Origin of the sequence: Limnofasciculus baicalensis BBK-W-15 (assembly GCF_024178385.1) — a bacterium.
GTDB lineage: Bacteria > Cyanobacteriota > Cyanobacteriia > Cyanobacteriales > Coleofasciculaceae > Limnofasciculus > Limnofasciculus baicalensis.
Genome location: NZ_JAMZMM010000025.1, coordinates 1 through 18,139 on the forward strand (window position 1 = coordinate 1; position 18,139 = coordinate 18,139).

Sequence of the window (18,139 nt, forward strand, 5' to 3'; positions counted from 1 at the left end):
GTGTAACAAATCCGAGGTACATTAACCTCGTACAATAAATAATATTTGTCTAATTCCGAACAGACCCTATGAGTTTGCTGCTACAGTCATCCGCTCAGGATTTAGCTCTACCCTCTACCTCGAACCTACTGCTACAACATCGCCTCAAAGTTGTGGAGGAATTGTGGGAGTCGGTTTTGCGCTCGGAATGCGGTCAGGAATTAGTCGATTTACTCGCATCACTGCGTCAATTGTCTTCGCCAGAAGGACAAGCAACCGATTCTCCTCAATCCTCCGTCCCAGAATTAATTGAAAAGCTTGACCTCAATGCCGCAATTCGGGCAACACGGGCTTTTGCTCTTTACTTCCAATTAATCAATAGTGTTGAACAGCATTACGAACAACGGACTCAACTCCTCTCAAGACGGGTAACTTATCAGAAATCTAGCCTAACAGAGGGATCGTCCTTTAAACCAGCTAGCATACAAGCTAACGGCAATTCTGCGATCGCTTCTGTTCCAGACACTTCCCTAAAGCCAGCCCCAGGCATCGCGTCTGTCGATAGTCATAATCATGGAGAAAGTCACCAAGTTGGCTCAACTCAGGTGGGAACAGTGGCAGAATTACAGAAAAAAAATGGGCAGGAAAACAGTAGTTCCCCCCCCCCATCCAGCACCTTTCACTGGCTATTTCCCCAATTACGAGAACTAAACGTACCACCTGGCCAAATTCAGCGATTGCTGGATAACTTAGATGTTCGCTTAGTTTTTACCGCTCACCCCACAGAAATTACCCGTCACACAATTAGGGCAAAACAGCGACGGATTGCTAACATATTGGCATTACTGGACCAAGCAGAAGATGCTTCCAGAGCTTTAGAATTAACCTCATCATGGGAAGTTGAGGCATGTATCGAACAACTGCGGGAAGAAATTCGCTTGTGGTGGCGTACTGACGAATTGCATCAGTTTAAACCCACTGTTCTAGATGAAGTAGATTATACTCTCCACTACTTCCAAGAAGTCCTATTTGAGGCTATTCCTCAATTGTACTTCCGCCTCAAACAATCCTTAAAAGCATCATTGCCCCGCCTTAAACCACCAGCCAAAAACTTCTGTAAATTTGGCTCTTGGGTAGGCTCAGATCGAGATGGTAATCCGTCAGTGACACCTCAAGTTAGCTGGCAAACTGCTTGCTATCAGAGAAACTTAGTCCTAGAAAAATATATCGAATCTCTCGGTAATTTAATCGGATTATTAAGTTTATCCCTACACTGTAGCGATGTTTTACCAGAGTTATTAGACTCCCTAGAACAAGATCGTGCAGAAATGCCAGAAGTGTACGAGCGCTTATCAATTCGCTACAGACAAGAACCCTATCGCCTGAAACTAGCCTACATCCAAGCCAGGTTGGAAAAAACTCTCGAACGAAACCTCCGTATCTCCCAAAGTAAACCCCTACAAATGGAAATATCTGACAATGGGGACAGATGCGTTTATCGTTCCGGAGCAGAGTTTTTAACAGAGTTGCAGATGATTGAGCGCAACTTAGGAGAAACAGGATTAAGCTGTCAGGAATTAGAGAATCTAATCTGTCAGGTAGAAATTTATGGATTTAATCTGGCACATCTAGATATCCGTCAGGAAAGCTCTCGCCACTCAGACACAATTAATGAGATTACTGCCTATCTGGAAATATTACCAAAATCTTACAATGAATTATCGGAAGCAGAGCGAACACTTTGGCTGGCAACAGAGTTACAAACAAGACGACCATTAATTCCTACAGAATTACCATTTTCTGACAAAGCCCGCGAAACTATCGAAACATTCCGAATGTTACGGCAATTGCAACAGGAATTTGGTGAGGAAATTTGCCAAACCTACGTGATCAGCATGAGCCACGATGTCAGTGACTTATTGGAAGTACTATTGCTGGCAAAAGAAGCAGGATTATACGATCCCTCTACCGCGAAAAGTAATGTGCGGGTAGTACCCCTATTTGAAACAGTAGAGGATTTAAAACGAGCGCCGGGAGTGATGAAATCTCTATTTGAGTTACCCCTATATCGCGCTAGTTTATCAGGTGGTTATGAGTTATTGGCAACCAACAACGGAGAAATAACCAATGACAGCGAACAAATAATCAGCCTCCAAGAGGTGATGTTGGGTTATTCTGATAGTAATAAAGATTCGGGTTTTCTTAGTAGTAATTGGGAAATTCATAAGGCTCAAAAAGCCCTCCAAACTATTGCCGAAGGGTATGGTGTAGAATTGCGGATATTCCACGGACGTGGTGGTTCCGTGGGACGCGGTGGTGGTCCAGCTTATGAAGCTATTTTGGCTCAACCTGGTCGCAGTATCAATGGGCGAATCAAAATTACTGAGCAGGGGGAAGTGTTAGCGTCGAAATACTCCTTGCCGGAATTAGCTCTTTATCATTTAGAGACGGTAACAACTGCGGTAATTCAAGCGAGCTTGTTGGGTACTGGCTTTGATAATATCGAGCCATGGAATGAGATTATGGAGGAATTATCAACGAGATCCCGGCAACATTATCGCGCTTTAATTTACGAACAACCTGACTTTTTGGATTTCTTTAATGAAATAACACCAATCCAAGAAATTAGTCAGTTGCAAATTAGTTCTCGCCCAGCGCGTCGGGGTGGGAAAAAAGATTTCAGCAGTTTGCGGGCTATTCCTTGGGTATTTAGTTGGACACAAACCCGTTTCTTATTACCGAGTTGGTATGGAGTGGGTACTGCCATTAAGGGGTTTTTGGATGAGGAGCCGGAAGAGAATTTGAAGCTGCTAAGATATTTTTACTTGAAATGGCCTTTCCTGAAAATGGCTATTTCTAAGGTGGAAATGACTCTGGCAAAGGTGGATTTACAAATAGCAGGTCATTATGTCCGGAAATTGTCAAAACCAGAAGATCTAGAAAGGTTTGAGCGGTTGTTCGAGCAGATTTCTAATGAATATAATCTTACCCGCGATTTGGTTTTAGCGATCGCAGAACATAAACGGTTATTAGATGGAGATCCCGATTTACAAAGATCCGTTCAATTGCGGAATGGTACAATTGTTCCCCTCGGTTTCTTACAGGTTTCTTTGCTGAAACGGTTGCGTCAGCATAGTACTCAGACGGCGACAGGTTTTGTCCAATCTCGCTATAGTAAAGGTGAGTTATTGCGTGGGGCGTTGTTGACGATTAATGGGATTGCTGCGGGTATGCGGAATACGGGTTAAAATGGTGATAGAAAGGCGGTTAAAACCGCATCTACATAGACAAAACCCGCCTGCGCGGGTTTGACTAATGCTTCGAGTAATGTCTACTTTTTAATTAACCAATATGCTTCTAAAAGAGTTAATTATACAGGAACTCGATCAAGCCTCAGAATGGTTATTGGTTGAAGTTTTAGACTTTCTGAAGTTTCTCCAGGCGAAGTCTCGGCAAGAGACGCTTGAAGTCAGCCGACTCAGTGAGTCGTCTTTGCAAAAGGATTGGTTACTTCCAGAGGAGAATGAGGCTTGGCAAGATTTGTAAAAGGGGATGTGGTGGTTGTTCCTTTTCCGTTTTCAGATTTGACTCAGGCAAAGCGTCGTCCAGCATTGGTGATAGCGGTTTTGCCGGGAGATGATGTTATTCTCTGTCAGATTACGAGTCGGACAGTAGTCGATCAATATGCCATTGCGATTGAGATGGATGACTTTAGTACGGGTAGTCTGAATCAGGTAAGTAATGTGAGACCAAATCGGCTATTCACGGCGGATCGGCAAATTATTTTGTACAAAGTGGGGCAATTGGCTTCTAAAAAGTTTGATCAGATTATTGCTAAGATAATTGAGATTTTGCAAACCTAACACCAACAGTTTAAAACAGCCGCTTGAGGAGCCAAAGCGATTGGAAATCGCGGCTACACAAACCAACTCCGCCTTCGCGGACTAAAATGAAATCAGTAGCGTTGAAACCTGCGAAGGCAGGTTTTGTTTGTGTAGACGCGGTTTTAACCGCCTCCCCCCCCTTTTTTGAATTAACTAATATGCTTCTAAAAGCTTGAGGAGCCAAAGCGATTGGAAATCGCGGCTACATAAACCAACTCCGCCTTCGCGGACTAAAATGAAATCAGTAGCGTTGAAACCTGCGAAGGCAGGTTTTGTTTGTGTAGACGCGGTTTTAACCGCCTCCCACGCGGTTTTAACCGCCTCCCCCCCTAAAATCCTCAAATAAATGCCATGCTTGAAAAATATTACCTTGCATCAAAGCAGCAATACTAGAAAGTGCTTTAATTTCTGGCAGATTCGGATTTAGTATCTCGGCTTGTTTGAGCAAATTCTCCGCCTCTTTGCCCCGCCATTGATAAAGGTAGACAAAGGCAAGATAGGCGTAGGCATAAGGATTTTTGCTATCTAGCTCGACTACTTGCTGCAAAACTGCGATCGCGCCTTGGGGATCTTTCTGTAATATTTTAGATAGGGTTAAGGCGTAAGCTAAGTGTAAATCCTGCGGTGTCGATTTGAGCCGATAGGATAAGGCTAAGTCTGCCTGTATCAGATAATCTTGAATTGGATCGTATTGATTAATTCTACCTGTTTCTTCAAATACAGGTGCTAAAAATTTTGGTCCCTTGGGTAAGTTAGTGGCTAAACTCCGTAATTGAGTAACTAAATCTAATTCAGGGGCGGGGATAGCTGGGGCATTATTATCGATTCTGAGAATAATATTTGGTACAGAAATAGGATAGGTTTCGCCTGTTTTCCGGTTGAGATAAGTGGCTGTTAGTCTGTAGTTACCTTCTGGTATATCCGCTGGCGGTAACATAGCGGTTTTTTCAATAACTTGAAATTGGGAATCTATAGTAGTGGATTTTTCATTAGTATACAATTCTCCCATCCCAATCGCGCGATCTTGTAACCATTGTTGTTGAGATGTGCCTCCCACTAGTTGCCACGTTAATAATACGATACCAGATTGTAAATCTTGCCAATCGCCATTCCATTCGTAAGTTACTGGGATGGGCGCTCCTGGAGGAGCTTTTTCTGGTATCATTACCATTTCTAATTTGAGTTTTGAGTTTTGAGTTTTGAGTTTTGAGTTTTGAATTTTGACTTCAGGAGCATCCCAATTTGGCAAAGATACTCGTTTTTTGACAAAGTTTTTACCCCCCCAGCCCCCCTTGTTAAAGGGGGGAGCAAGAATACGACTTGCATTTCTTCCAAATCGGGATGCTTCCTTAACTTCTATGGGTGGTTCACTTCTATGATAAAGTTTTAATATACTATTATCTGGCAAATTCCAAGTCTTTTGTAACATAAAATCTCCACTTGCCTCCACTTCTTTCACTATAGCTGCTTGTGCGGCAGGAACGGAACCTTGATTGCCAGTTTTAATCAGAAACCAAGATAGAGATTTCGTATCTTGTTTTACCTGTTTTTCTCTGACTCCTACTTGTCTGCCATAAACTTGGAAATTATGCAATGCGCCATAATAATTAAGATTATGCTGGTTAATTTCTCCTGTTGAAGGTAACACGCCTAATGTTGTGCGCAAGTAAGGGGAAGTTTTGCTAATTTCTTCAATAACTTCACGATGAGGAAAGGTAGCACCTAGGTAAGGGAAATGTTGTACGCGAGGACTTAAAATTTGAGTTAAAACAGTACCTCCCAATGGGTATATATTCAATACCATTAGCAGGAAACTTAGTCCAACTGTACCCCAGCGAATACTATTCCCCCATCGCCCTTTCCATTCCAATAAACCATTTGCTAAAAATAACGATAATACTGGTAAAATAGGTAAAATATAACGAGCGTCTTTGTTGACATTCAAGGAAGATAGGAGATAGCCACCTACCAAAAATATCCCTAGCCAACGGAAGCTGGATAGATTAAAAGCAAATAATCCCCGCCTCCCTGGAAAAATCCTTGAATTACCTTCTGCTTGTACTGGCTTTTGCCTTTGCCAATAAAGGATAAATCCAACAATGGGGACTAATAATAGAGACCAAGACACCAAATAAGGTAAAATCTTCCAGTAATATATCCAAGCATCTAGGGTATTGAGGGGAGGATCGCCTTCTGCGATCGCAGAATCAAGAGTTGCCCTTTTCCCAGAGGTTAAAATTAACAGCCAGTTGGCGCTATACCAGGGACTAAATATTAATGCTGATATCAATAAACTAGTTAATAACTGGGCAAATAGTCCCCAATTTCGTTCTCTAATCGTACATGCGATTGTCCAAATAATCGGTATTATTAAAAATAATAGCGCAGTTTGTTTTACCATCAGCGCTAATCCCAAACAAACTCCCAATCCTACTGTCCAAATTAGGGAATGGGGAATGGGTTTTTTGGAGTGGTTTTTTGGGAGTGGGGAGTGGGGAGATTTTGGGCTTTTACTTGTTATTTTCCAACCAGTGAGACAGAAAAAACTTAGGGTAATAACTGTTGTTAAAGGATAGTCTAGAAGAAACTCCAAACGATAGCGATATAATCCCGGTAACAGCATCGTTAAACCTCCTGCCCATAAGCCTACTTTTCTACTAAATAGCTGTACTCCCAAACCATAAACTGATCCCAGAAGAATGGCACTACATACTAGTAAAATTAAAGTAGCTTGCTCGTAACCTTTACCAAATAAATTTTGGATAATAGCAGTAGCAATATAGGTAAAAGGTGGTATTTTAGAGGAAAGATGCCAAAAACTATTCCACCACTCTCCAGATAACCACTCAGGATGCTGTAATGCTCTTAAGTAATTTAAAGATCCGGTAAGATAATCAGCTTGATCCCAACTTGGCACGGATCGATCTAGTGCAAACCAAATGCGATCGCAGATAGCCGTTATTAGCCATATTATCCCCAGAATCAGTAAGTCTTTGAACTGTTTGCTTTTCTCTATTATTGACACTTGTTGGTTGTTTGTTATTGGTTGTTTGTTATTATTTTATTCCCCATTCCCCATCGCTCGATACTGCATCCGCTGTACCATTTCCCATTCATGGTTGAATTGCCACTTTAATAGCTTGACGACTTTTCATATCTTGTAATGCTTGTTCTAACTCTATTAATGGTCTAGTATTGGTAATTAACAGTTCAAAAGGTATGGTACGACTCGCTAACAATGATAGCGCATCTCTGACAAAGGTAGGGGTATTGTGAAAAACACCTTTGAGAGTTAGTTGATTGTAATGGATTTGTTCCGTACTAACAGTAATCGTAGTATCTCGCGGACAACCACCAAATAAATTAATTGTCGCACCAGGACGACCAGATGCGATCGCAGTTTCCCAAACTGATGGTACACCCGTTGCTTCAATTACCACATCTGCACCCCATCCTTCAGTTAAATCTTTGACAACAGTAGGTACATCTGGCAATTGATGGTAATTAAATATTTGAGATGCCCCTAATTGTTTGCCTATTTTCAGGCGTTCATCATTACCACCAAATAGAATAATTTCACTAGGATATGAGACTTTTCTTTCTGCCTCTTGCCTGCCCAAGGCTGCAACAAACATTAAGCCAATTGCCCCATCACCGATAATAACCACGCGATCGCCTGATTTAATATTAGAATGGGCGATACCATGGAGAACACAAGCTAGTGGCTCTGTCATTGACGCTAAAGCATCGGGTAAATCAGGAGGTACTGCCAATACATTATGTTGTACAATGGGAGCAGGGATTTTGAGATATTCAGCAAATGTGCCGTTATTAAATATCAAATTGGAACAAAGAGAATATTCCTGACGTTGACAAAAAAAGCACTTCATGCAGGGAGCCGAATTATTTGCTACGATGCGATCGCCAATCTGCCAACCTGTCACCCCTGCTCCCAGGGAGATGATTTCCCCGACAACTTCGTGCCCGAATAATGTTGGCGGTTTTAGCATTCTCGCATGACCACCGCGCCGCCATACCTTAAGATCAGTACCACAGGTGGTAGCTGTTTTAACTTTAATTACGATTTCCCCAACATCCGGTGTAGGAAAGGGAACTTCTTCGAGACGTAAATCTTCTTTACCGTAGAGTAAGGCTGCTAGCATTATATCAAATCCGTTGGTATTGGTATAATATCTTTTTTTTAACACAGAGAGCGCAGAGGTGAACACAGAGGTACGCAGAGGTTTTTCTGTCAGAGGTTGAATGGTTCCGATACCGGAAATGATATAACGCACTAATAAACCTACTAATAGTGTGGTTGAGAAAGTCTTATCTTAGTTTAACAAGGAACAATAAAATGAAAAATATACCACAATTACCCTCCCTAAATAATGAGACAATGTGGGCAATTTTAAATGAAAATATTGATGACGACACGGTAAACAGACTGGTTTGGTACTATTTAGGATATCGCTATAATACAGTAGAAAATAAGTGGGAAAATACAGAGGTTGCGCCTGAATGGAAGGAGGTATATCCAGAGCCACCAAACTTCATTGAAAACCGTCCACCTACACTAAAACTGACTAAATCAATTCCCCAAGAGAATAAACAGATGTTGAAAGAATATTTGGGGTTTAAGGGGTACAAAATTGGAGAATTTGGTCCTCGACAAACTCGGAGAGCAACAGCGGCTAATTGGTTATTAAGTTATATGAGAATTCAAGGTTTAATCTAGTAAAGGCTTTGCGTAAGTCCTATAATATTTGATTTGTCAAAACTCCAAACTCCCCCCACTCTCCCAAGAAATCGCATTTTCACCGGATGAGCGAATAAACCCTGCGAAATAACAGCTATAAGACACGTTGGGCTTACCGACATGAATAGCGACAAGAATCAACAGCGGGATAACAGTCAAACATTGGCAATTAATTCTCAAGAAGCAGAAGCTTACAGCAATCGGGGTTTACTTCGTACTTATGAAAACGATTGCTGGGGAGCCATGCAGGATTATAACCAAGCATTGCAGCTCGATCCTAACCATATCACAACCTACCTAAATCGCAGTATCCTCCGTTTGGAATTAGCAGATTATCATGGCGCGATCGCAGATTGCAATGCCATCCTCAAAATTAATCCTAACCATCCAGAAGCCTATCTGAATCGCGGTTTAGCTTATTTAGAATTAGACAATTACCAAAAAGCCATGGAAGATTATAATAGCGCCTTAAAAATTAATCCCAATCTTGCCGAAGTTTATTTTAACCGAGGCTTAAACAAAGTCGCATTGGGCGAATATCAAGAAGCCATTGCAGATTTTACCCAAGCGATAGAAATTAATCCTAATTATACTCAAGCTTACCTCAACCGAGGTTATACCCGCCTCCACTTAGGTGAGAATCGGGAAACTATCGAAGATTTCGATTGCGCACTTCGTCTCGATTCAGTTGCTGCCAAGGAATTTTTTCATCAAATCAATCATATCTTTAAGGATGATATCGATGAGGGAACAGATAAAAATCAACAGCTAATTCAAGGTATTTTGATCCAAGGTAATCTCAGATATGAATTAGGAGATTATCAAGCCGCAATTGATAATTATACACAAATATTAAATCTAGAACCAAATAATATCGAAGCATACAACCGACGCAGTACTGTTCGTTCCGCGATGGGAGACTATAAAGGCGCGATAGAGGATTTAGAAAAAGCCACAAATATTTGCACTACTCAGGAACAATCCCTAGCACAAAAAGCAGTTGAGCCAGTCCAAATAACCGCAAAAGACTATCATCAACGAGGTGTAATTAAACTTCAAAAAGGAGATTTTTATGGGGCAATTTCTGAATTTAACGCCGTCTTGGAAATTAATAATAATGATGCCACTGCCTTGACTTGTCGCGGTTTTGCCTATCGCCGACTTGGAGATAATCGCAAAGCAATTGTAGATTTACAAATGGCGGCAAAACTTTTTGATGAGCAAGGGGATGTGAAGTCGGCGCAGGAAATAGTAAATACACTCAAAAAGCTTCAATCTTAGTTATTATTAGCGATGGAAATATCCGCCAAAATTTAGATATACAGGCTTACACAAAGCTTCTATATGTAGGGTGTGTTAGGCTTTGCTAACGCACCAGGAAAACTAGTACTACTCCCTTGGCGGTAGAAGATTATCTATCTCTTCCTTTGTGTCTTAGTGTCTTAGTGGTTTTTTCAATTGACCGAGTAGAATGATAAAATACAATAATTATATCCGGAGTATCAGTCATGGCAATTGAGAGCAGAAGATGGAAAGGATTATTTGTCCCCAGTGAAATAGTCGAACTCAAACAGATGTGTTTTACATCAGGGAAAGTCTTTCAACCTGGAAAATATATCGCAGGGGAATTACCCGATATTGCCTTTGAAATGGGTTTAGTTGAGGCATTACCCCCAGTTAAAGGTAAAAATGCTCAAATTGAACCTCCTCTGGAAGGATGAAGGCTGAAGTTAGATAAGATTAAACATGCAAAGTAATCCTTATGACTGGATAGATGAATCTCTCGCTACCATCCACAAGGCTGACTGGTATCGTTCCGTGCAAACTATCCAAAGTATTCCTGGTGCTGTTGTAAAATTAGATGGGCGAGAAGTTATCAATTTTGCCAGTAATGATTATTTGGGATTAGCTGGAGACGAAAGATTGATTCAAGCCGCGATTAATGCTACTAATAAATATGGTACAGGAAGTACTGGCTCTAGATTGCTGAGTGGGCATAGGGAAATTCATCGAGAATTAGAAATTGCGATCGCAAATCTTAAACAAACAGAAGATGCACTAGTATTTAGTTCCGGTTATCTGGCAAACTTAGGTACAATTGCCGCTTTAGTAGGAAAGCGAGATCTAATTATAGCAGATGAATACAATCACTCCAGTCTAAAAAATGGGGCAATTTTAAGCGGTGCGACGGCAATCAACTACAGTCATAATAATATCGAAGATTTACACAAAAAACTAGAACAACATCGCCAAAAATACCGCCGCTGTCTAATTACTACAGATAGCATATTCAGTATGGATGGCGATTTATGTCCATTGCCAGAGATATTAGCAATGGCAAACTCATATAATGCCATGGTGCTAGTAGACGAAGCCCACGCTACTGGAGTTTTGGGAAAAACAGGTGCAGGTTGTGTGGAACATTTTGGCTGTACCGGAAACCCGATAATTCAAGTTGGTACTCTCAGCAAAGCATTAGCAAGTTTAGGAGGATATGTAGCAGGTTCCTCAATCTTAATTGACTTTCTCAGAAATCGCGCTCCCAGTTGGATTTATACTACCGCGTTATCTCCTCCTGACACTGCTGCTGCCTTAGCTGCTATTCAGACTAGTCAAGAGCAACCACAACGACGTACTCAACTTTATAATAATGTAAATCTCCTGAGAGAAGCGCTAAAAAATAACTTACCTCACCTCAAACTTTTACCATCTGAATCACCGATACTCTGTCTTGAATTTCCAACTACCAAAGATGCTATTAATGCGGGAAAAAAGCTAAAAGATACTGGCATATTTGCCCCAGCAATTCGTCCCCCTACTGTTCCCACTAGTCGAATTCGCATATCAATTATGGCAACTCACAAACTTGCCCATATTCAACAATTGGTAGAAGCATTAGAGAATATAGATTAATATTATCTAGGCAAAATCACAATAAACTCAGCATAACTCCCCACTTCCGTCTCAACTTTAATCTCCCCTTGATGCCCCTGTACAATAATATCGTGACTAATAGATAAACCCAAACCCGTACCTTCACCTGTAGGTTTAGTCGTAAAAAAAGGATTAAAAATTTTCTCAACTACATCAGGTGGCATCCCCACACCATTATCGCGGATACGAATTTCCACCCTATCGCCAAGATTTTTGGTACTTACCCACAGCATTGGTTCAAACTTTTCACCTTCATCATTAGTTATAGTTAATGATTCATTCTCTGAGATTTCCTCTGACTCTTCACTTGCTAATTGTTTTTGCTTTTTATATGCAGCATAACAAGCATTATTAGTCAGATTGAGAAATACTCGACTTATATCCTGTGGTACAAGAGTAATTTCACCCACTGATTCGTCATAATCACTTTCGATAATAATATTAAATGCCTCATCCTTTGCTCGCATTCCATGATAAGCGAGGTTAACAAATTCTGCCAGAAGATTGTTAATCTTAGTGGGTTCTCTTTTCCCGCCACCACCTTGGGCGTGCATCATCATGCCATGGACAATATTATCAGCACGTTTCCCGTGGTGGTTAATTCTTTCTACGTTTTGCCGCAAATCGGTTAAGATTTCTTCTATATATTCAACTGTTTCTGAGTCTAGGTTTTCTTGTTGATTATTGATTTCATCTTGTAATTCTTGGGTTAAGTCTACGGAGAGTTGGGCAAAGTTATTGACGAAGTTTAAAGGATTTTTGATTTCGTGGGCTATCCCGGCAGTTAATGCACCGAGGGAGGCGAGTTTTTCTTGGGCGATGATTTGATTTTGGGTAGTTTTTAGTTTGTGGAGGGTGGTTGAAAGTTCCTCGTTTTTCTCTTGCAATTCTTGGGTTCTTTCTGCTACTTTATCTTCTAGAGTGCGGTTGTATTCTGCTAATTCTTGGTAGAGGCGGGAGTTTTCAATGGAGATAGCAGCTTGGGCGGAGAGGGTTTGCAAAAGTTCGATACGCTCCCTGGTAAAGGCGTTGGTGGTGAGGTTATTTTCGAGGTAGAGAATCCCGCTTAATTTGCCTTGGTTGATAAGAGGAATACAGAGGATAGATTTAGGTTGGTTGGCAATAATGTAGGAATCGCGGATATATTGTCCTTCGTTAACTGCATCGTTTAAGAGGACAGTTTCTTGGCTGTGAATGACATAGTTGGCGATGGCAGGAGAAAGGAGGTTTGGGGAGTCGATGGGAATTGATTGTAATAATTTTGCCTCTTCCTCATCCACATTTCCTTCGGCTTCAATGAACCAATTTTCGTCTTTCTTTAAAATCAGGAAACCTTTTTGCGCCCCGGCATTGGCAATGGCGATTTTCATCAAGTTGGCGAGTAAGTTTTTTAAGACAATTTCTTTAGATAGGGTTTCTGAGGCTTTAATGACGGTTTCGATATCTAGGGATTTAGCAGAGTGCCCGGAGGTGGTGGTGATGGCAGTTTTGGTGACATTATCGGATTCGGAGGATGGGGAGGTAAACCATTGGGGATACTTTTCTTCTAAATCTTCGACTTTGCGTTTTGCTCCCCAGATTTGATAGCATTGCCGTGCTTTTCTCATGTAAAGTTTAGCAAATTCTTCTTTACCTAGTGCCAGCCAGAATTGGGCAGCTAGTTCATTTCCTAATGCTTCGTTTTGGATAAATTCGTGTTCTTTGGCGGAGGCGATGGCGCTATCGTAGAGTGTCATTGCTTCTTGCCATTTGCCGGAAATCCGAGCCATTTCTGCGGCGACGAGGAGATATTTATGGAGGAAGTTTGCTTCGCAGTTATCTGCCCAATCTTTCATTTGTTTTTGATTGGTTTCAATTTGATGCCAGTATTCTTTTTGTGCTTGGGGTGATGCGTTGGGATAGTGGGCGATGAGAGTTAAGGAATAGTAAAAATTATGGCTTGCAACGGATATAGTCGCTGGAATATAGCCAAGTAATTTAGCTGATTCTTCTAATAAACTTAATGGAGCTGGTTGTTCGTATAAGTATAGTGCTTGAACTTTAAATATCTGATAAAAACAAATGGCAGCCATTATTTGAGTTTGTAAAAAATCTGATTCTGGTAGTTCCTCTAAGTCAAAACATAACTTGTCTTGACTTTCACCAACTAAATTTTTGAGAACTATTTTGGCGGCTAGTATGCAGTTAATCGCCCAGTCATTTTGAGTTTCTTGACTAAAATGAAGACTGCGCTCTGCTTCTTTTAGTAGTATTTCTAAATTTTTACCCTGATAGATAAGACTATATATTTTATAGGTTAGGGTATAACCTACAACTTGTAAATCTCCAACTTGTAAACTTGCATCACGTCCTTCGTCATTAATTTTTTCAGAAAATTTGATATGGGCTAACCAAGGCATTGTCATATTACCATGAAGCTGACAGGCCACTCCCTTAGAAGCTAAATTATTATACCGATCGGATAACTTCATACTAAGTAAGCCAAATTCATAACCCGTGCGATATTCTTTAAGAGCATGAGTATTAATAACACCAAAGAAGATATAGCCCATTGGAGAGAGTGGTATATGACCATATTTGATATTAAGATTTACCATCTTGCTACCGACAACATACATTAATGTTGGGTCTAGTATCCAAGCCGCAGGAAAAATACGAGATAATATTTTGAAGATTGCTCTTTGTTCCAATCGCTTCATTTCAGAATTATTATAGAGTTCGCCAATGGAGCGATTGCCTAAGTTTTTACGATATGCAACTAATTCTTGTTCAAAGGCAGTATAAAAATTTTCTTTTGGTAGTTTGCTTCCCAGAATTTGAAGAGCAACTCGTCCCAGGTCGATCGCTTCTTTAACGTTTCCTTGTAATGTAGATTGAACGATTTGGAGATAGTAAAATTCTGCACTATCAAGCGGTGATTTGACTCGCTCGATAGCTACTTTGAGTAATTTCTGAGACTCTTGAAAATTTACATTTAGATACTCAACTTCTACAAGCTCTTTGTACAAATCGAGTGCCATTTCGTAGCGTTCTTCCCAAATATCTCCGGGAAATTCATTAAGAGCAATCCGAAGATAATCTTGCGCTGCGGAGTAAGCGATTGCTTCTTTTGCTTTTTTTCCTGCATCTAAATTAAGTTCTAATATTTCGATCTTTTCTTCTCGATCCTCGATTATAGTCAGTCCTCTATTCAGATGATTGACTAAAGTAAATATTTTTTCATGCTGTTCATCCCTCTCCCAATTTGCCAGTAATAATCTCCCTATTTGAAGATGAACTATTTTCCTGAGATCGCGATCGATGAGAGTATAAGCAGCCTGTTGGATGCGATCGTGCCGAAACTTATAATTTTGAATTACTAAATCTGATTGAATGGGTATTTTTGAGGTTATTTCTAGTTCTGAAGTCGGTTGAACTAAACCCTGTTGTATGGCTGGTAAAATATCCTCAAAAGTTTCCGAGGGAGATTTTTCATAAATAATCGAGAGGGGACTGAGATCGAAATTATTGCCAATACAAGCCCCTAAACGTAATACAGCCTGGGTTGCTTCTGGCAATTTTCTTAACTTTCCAAGCATTAAATCGACAACATTATCGGTGATGTCTAAGGCTTGAATTTGAGAGATATCCCATTCCCAACATTGACAATCGCGATTGAGGGTTAAGAGAGTTTCTTCGTAGATCGTTTTCAGAAATTCATTAATAAAAAAGGGATTGCCAGAAGTTTTTTGTAAGATTAACTCGGTTAAAGATGCGACACTTTCCCGATCGCAATGAAGCGTTTCTGTGAGAAGTTGAGTAATATCATCTGACTTGAGCGGCGTTAAGATAATCTGATTAACAATCGTACCTTGTTCCTTCAATCGTTCGATCGCCAGTATTGTCGGGTGATTGTCATCGACTTCATTATCGCGATAAGCACCGAGTAAAAGCAAAGATTCGATTTGGCTATCTGTCATCATTAACTCTATCAGTTTTAGCGTGCCAAAATCAGCCCATTGCAGATCGTCTAAAAAGAAAATTAAAGGATGGGATCGCTTGCAAAATACCCGGATAAAATTCTGGAAAACTTGGTTGAAGCGATTTTGTGCTTGTGCGGGTTCTAGGGGTTGAATCGGAGGTTGAGAACCGATAATTTGTTCAATTTCGGGAATTACGTCAACAATAACTTGTCCGTTAATTCCCAAAGCTATTTCTAACTTCTCCCGCCATTCGTTCAATTGATCTTGGTTTTCTGTTAGCAACTGTCGCACGAGGGAGCGAAACGCATCAACAAGAGCAGAATAAGGAATATTGCGTTGAAATTGGTCAAATTTTCCGGCAATAAAATAACCGCGCTGTTGGGAGAGAGGCTTATATAGTTCTTGAATCAGTGCCGTTTTGCCAATGCCAGAATATCCCCCTACTAACATCATTTCAACCCGATTTTGAGCTGTAGTTATTTCTGTTTGCTCCTCTTGAATTTTCGGTTGGCTAACTCTTCTAAATGTTGCCAGCAATTCCTCAATTTCTAAATTTCGACCGTAGAGTTTTTGGGGGATTTCTAATTGCTCGACTAAATCGTAACGAGCGAGGGAAAATTCGGCAATTTCTCCAGTTTGCTCTAACTGAAAGTAACATTCCTCTAAATCTGCTTTCACTCCCAAGGCACTTTGATAACGATCTTCTGCTGTTTTTGCCAGCAATTTCATTACGATTCGAGAGATTGCTGTGGGAATTGAGGAATCGATTTGGTGAGGAGGAATGGGTTCTCGAGCCAGATGGCAATGAACTAACTCTAAGGCATCTTGAGTATCAAAGAGTAGTTGTCGAGTGAGGATTTTGTAAAAGGTTGCCCCCAGAGAATAAAAGTCTGTTCTGTAATCGAGCGCTCGGTTCATTCTCCCCGTTTGCTCTGGAGACATATAGGCTAACGTTCCTTCTAAAACATTGGGGTTTTTAATGACTGGATTTTCTCTGGTAAAGATAGTGGCAATACCAAAGTCGATAATCTTGGCTTGTCTGGTGTCGGGATTAAACAGAATATTAGCCGGATTAAAATCTTTATGAATAATATTGCTCCCATGAATTTCGGCGAGAGCTTGGGCAACTTGAATGCCAATCTGAAGAAATTCTAACAGTGAAAAACTTTGGGACTGTAGCAAAATATCCAGGGATTGAGCGCCGAAATCTTCTAAAACAATGGCAAGGGTATTTTCATAAGGAAGCAACTCGTAGGCGGCGATTGCACCATCAATATTGAGAGAGCGAGTGATTTCGTATTCTTGCTTATATCGTGTCAGTTCCGAAGGAGTAGGATAATCTTGTTTGAGGACTTTGAGGATGACAGAACGCTGATCCCTGGATTTAGCGCGATAAACTAAAGAGTTTGCGCTTTCGTAAATTATGGAAACAATTTTATAATCGGTAATCTTACTCATTTCACTTTAATGTTTTGCCTTTAGTTAGGGTTTGCATCACTCTTAATAACCCGACAGTGGTTCAAACCACTGTCTAATAGCTTAAGTCCGTTAAAATTGAGATCTTGCACCATTCTCAATAAAGTTCTAGAACCCTTGATATTTCGTTGATATCGTCACAAAAAATCAAGCTTTTTCAGCCTTAATGACATTGGTGCAAGATCTCAGTTAAAACGGACTGAAATCCTTTCTTAATAGTCGGTTGAAACCGACAACTTGCAGCAGTAGCGATAACCGGGCAGTGGTTAAAACCACTATAGCTTAAGTCGGTTAAAATTCAGATCTTGCAGCATTCTCAATAAGAGGCAGAGCCTCGATATTCTCGTTCCCAGGTTCAACCTGGGAACGAGGGTTTGGAGGCTCTGCCTCCGGTTTATTGCAACTGGTGCAAGATCTCAATTAAAACCGACTTAATCAGAATTCTAGTCCATTTTAACTCAGATCTTGCACCATTCTCAATAAAAAGCTACAACCCTTGATACTCCGTTAATGTGGTCACCAAAAATTAAGCTTTTTTAGGCTAATTGACATTGGTGCAAGATCTCAATTTTAATGGACTTGAGCTATAAGCCGTAGAATTAATTTATACCCGACAGAGATTAAAATCTCTGTCTAATAGCTTAAGTCGGTTGAAACCGACTGAATAATGAATGATTATTTTAGTCCATTTCAATGGACTTGAGCTATAAGCCGTAGAATTAATTCTACGGCGGGTTTGGCTCCTTACTGACAATGGTGCAAGCTATGAGTTAAAACGGACTGAAATCCTTTCTTAATAGTCAGTTTCAACTGACAACTTGCAGGATTCGCGATAACCCGACAGAGATTAAAATCTCTGCCTAATAGCTTAAGTCGGTTGAAACCGACTGAATAATGAATGATTATTTTAGTCCATTTCAATGGACTTGAGCTATAAGCCGTAGAATTAATTCTACGGCGGGTTTGGCTCCTTACTGACAATGGTGCAAGCTATGAGTTAAAACGGACTGAAATGCTCATATGCAGTCGGTTTCAACCGACTTTAGCTATGAGACAGAGAATTTATTCTCTGGCGGATTTTCGGGGGTAGTTGCGGTTAAGCTGTCACGCATTTAATTTGTATCCCTTCACACCCCACACCCCAC

General features: G+C 40.6%; 10 protein-coding genes. 7 read left to right on the forward strand and 3 right to left on the reverse strand.

The genetic code is table 11. The annotated features are described in order from the left end of the window. The first annotated feature begins 68 nt into the window (after positions 1–68). The 3 genes from ppc to NJ959_RS04340 all read left to right on the forward strand — a co-directional run bounded on the left by ppc (position 69) and on the right by NJ959_RS04340 (position 3,842). On the forward strand, positions 69–3,227 hold the full coding sequence (gene ppc / locus NJ959_RS04330; RefSeq protein WP_254010523.1) for a phosphoenolpyruvate carboxylase: 3,159 nt from the start codon (positions 69–71) through the stop codon (positions 3,225–3,227). Between the two features lie 103 nt (positions 3,228–3,330). Continuing rightward, entirely contained in the window at positions 3,331–3,525 is a 195-nt protein-coding gene (locus NJ959_RS04335; RefSeq protein ID WP_254010524.1) for a hypothetical protein, read from the forward strand. Continuing rightward, positions 3,510–3,842 (forward strand): type II toxin-antitoxin system PemK/MazF family toxin, encoded by a 333-nt coding sequence (locus NJ959_RS04340; RefSeq protein WP_254010525.1) that lies wholly within the window; start codon positions 3,510–3,512, stop codon positions 3,840–3,842. Before NJ959_RS04335 ends, NJ959_RS04340 begins: the two co-directional genes overlap by 16 nt. A gap of 334 nt (positions 3,843–4,176) precedes the next feature. Here NJ959_RS04340 and NJ959_RS04345 read toward each other — a convergent pair whose 3' ends face one another. Next, a complete protein-coding gene (locus tag NJ959_RS04345) occupies positions 4,177–6,888 on the reverse strand; it encodes a tetratricopeptide repeat protein (protein ID WP_254010526.1) in 2,712 nt (903 codons plus the stop codon). Between the two features lie 88 nt (positions 6,889–6,976). After that, positions 6,977–8,026, reverse strand: a complete 1,050-nt coding sequence (locus NJ959_RS04350) for a zinc-dependent alcohol dehydrogenase (protein ID WP_254010527.1) — start codon at positions 8,024–8,026, stop codon at positions 6,977–6,979. Between the two features lie 203 nt (positions 8,027–8,229). Between NJ959_RS04350 and NJ959_RS04355 the strand changes: the two genes are divergently transcribed. The 4 genes from NJ959_RS04355 (at position 8,230) to bioF (ending at position 11,535) form a co-directional block, all read left to right on the forward strand. Beyond that, a complete protein-coding gene (locus NJ959_RS04355; protein ID WP_254010539.1) occupies positions 8,230–8,601 on the forward strand; it encodes a DUF1823 family protein in 372 nt (123 codons plus the stop codon). 141 nt (positions 8,602–8,742) lie between these two features. Then, a complete protein-coding gene (locus NJ959_RS04360) occupies positions 8,743–9,903 on the forward strand; it encodes a tetratricopeptide repeat protein (RefSeq protein ID WP_254010528.1) in 1,161 nt (386 codons plus the stop codon). Positions 9,904–10,130: 227 nt separating this feature from the next. Further along, positions 10,131–10,343 carry a hypothetical protein gene (locus tag NJ959_RS04365; RefSeq protein WP_254010529.1) on the forward strand — a complete coding sequence of 71 codons (213 nt, stop codon included), beginning with the start codon at positions 10,131–10,133 and terminating at the stop codon, positions 10,341–10,343. 25 nt (positions 10,344–10,368) lie between these two features. Next, positions 10,369–11,535 carry an 8-amino-7-oxononanoate synthase gene (gene bioF / locus NJ959_RS04370; protein WP_254010530.1) on the forward strand — a complete coding sequence of 389 codons (1,167 nt, stop codon included), beginning with the start codon at positions 10,369–10,371 and terminating at the stop codon, positions 11,533–11,535. A 2-nt stretch (positions 11,536–11,537) separates the two neighbouring features. Here bioF and NJ959_RS04375 read toward each other — a convergent pair whose 3' ends face one another. Continuing rightward, the gene (locus NJ959_RS04375) at positions 11,538–16,976 is read right to left on the reverse strand and encodes a trifunctional serine/threonine-protein kinase/ATP-binding protein/sensor histidine kinase (protein ID WP_254010531.1); all 5,439 of its coding nucleotides are present in this window, start codon (positions 16,974–16,976) and stop codon (positions 11,538–11,540) included. Positions 16,977–18,139 lie beyond the last annotated feature (1,163 nt).

Coding starts and splice junctions, on each gene's coding strand:
- NJ959_RS04360 (WP_254010528.1), top strand. CDS start 8,743: ATGAATAGCGACAAGAATCAACAGCGGGATAACAGTCAAACATTGGCA.
- ppc (WP_254010523.1), top strand. CDS start 69: ATGAGTTTGCTGCTACAGTCATCCGCTCAGGATTTAGCTCTACCCTCT.
- bioF (WP_254010530.1), top strand. CDS start 10,369: ATGCAAAGTAATCCTTATGACTGGATAGATGAATCTCTCGCTACCATC.
- NJ959_RS04365 (WP_254010529.1), top strand. CDS start 10,131: ATGGCAATTGAGAGCAGAAGATGGAAAGGATTATTTGTCCCCAGTGAA.
- NJ959_RS04350 (WP_254010527.1), bottom strand. CDS start 8,026: ATGCTAGCAGCCTTACTCTACGGTAAAGAAGATTTACGTCTCGAAGAA.
- NJ959_RS04375 (WP_254010531.1), bottom strand. CDS start 16,976: ATGAGTAAGATTACCGATTATAAAATTGTTTCCATAATTTACGAAAGC.
- NJ959_RS04335 (WP_254010524.1), top strand. CDS start 3,331: ATGCTTCTAAAAGAGTTAATTATACAGGAACTCGATCAAGCCTCAGAA.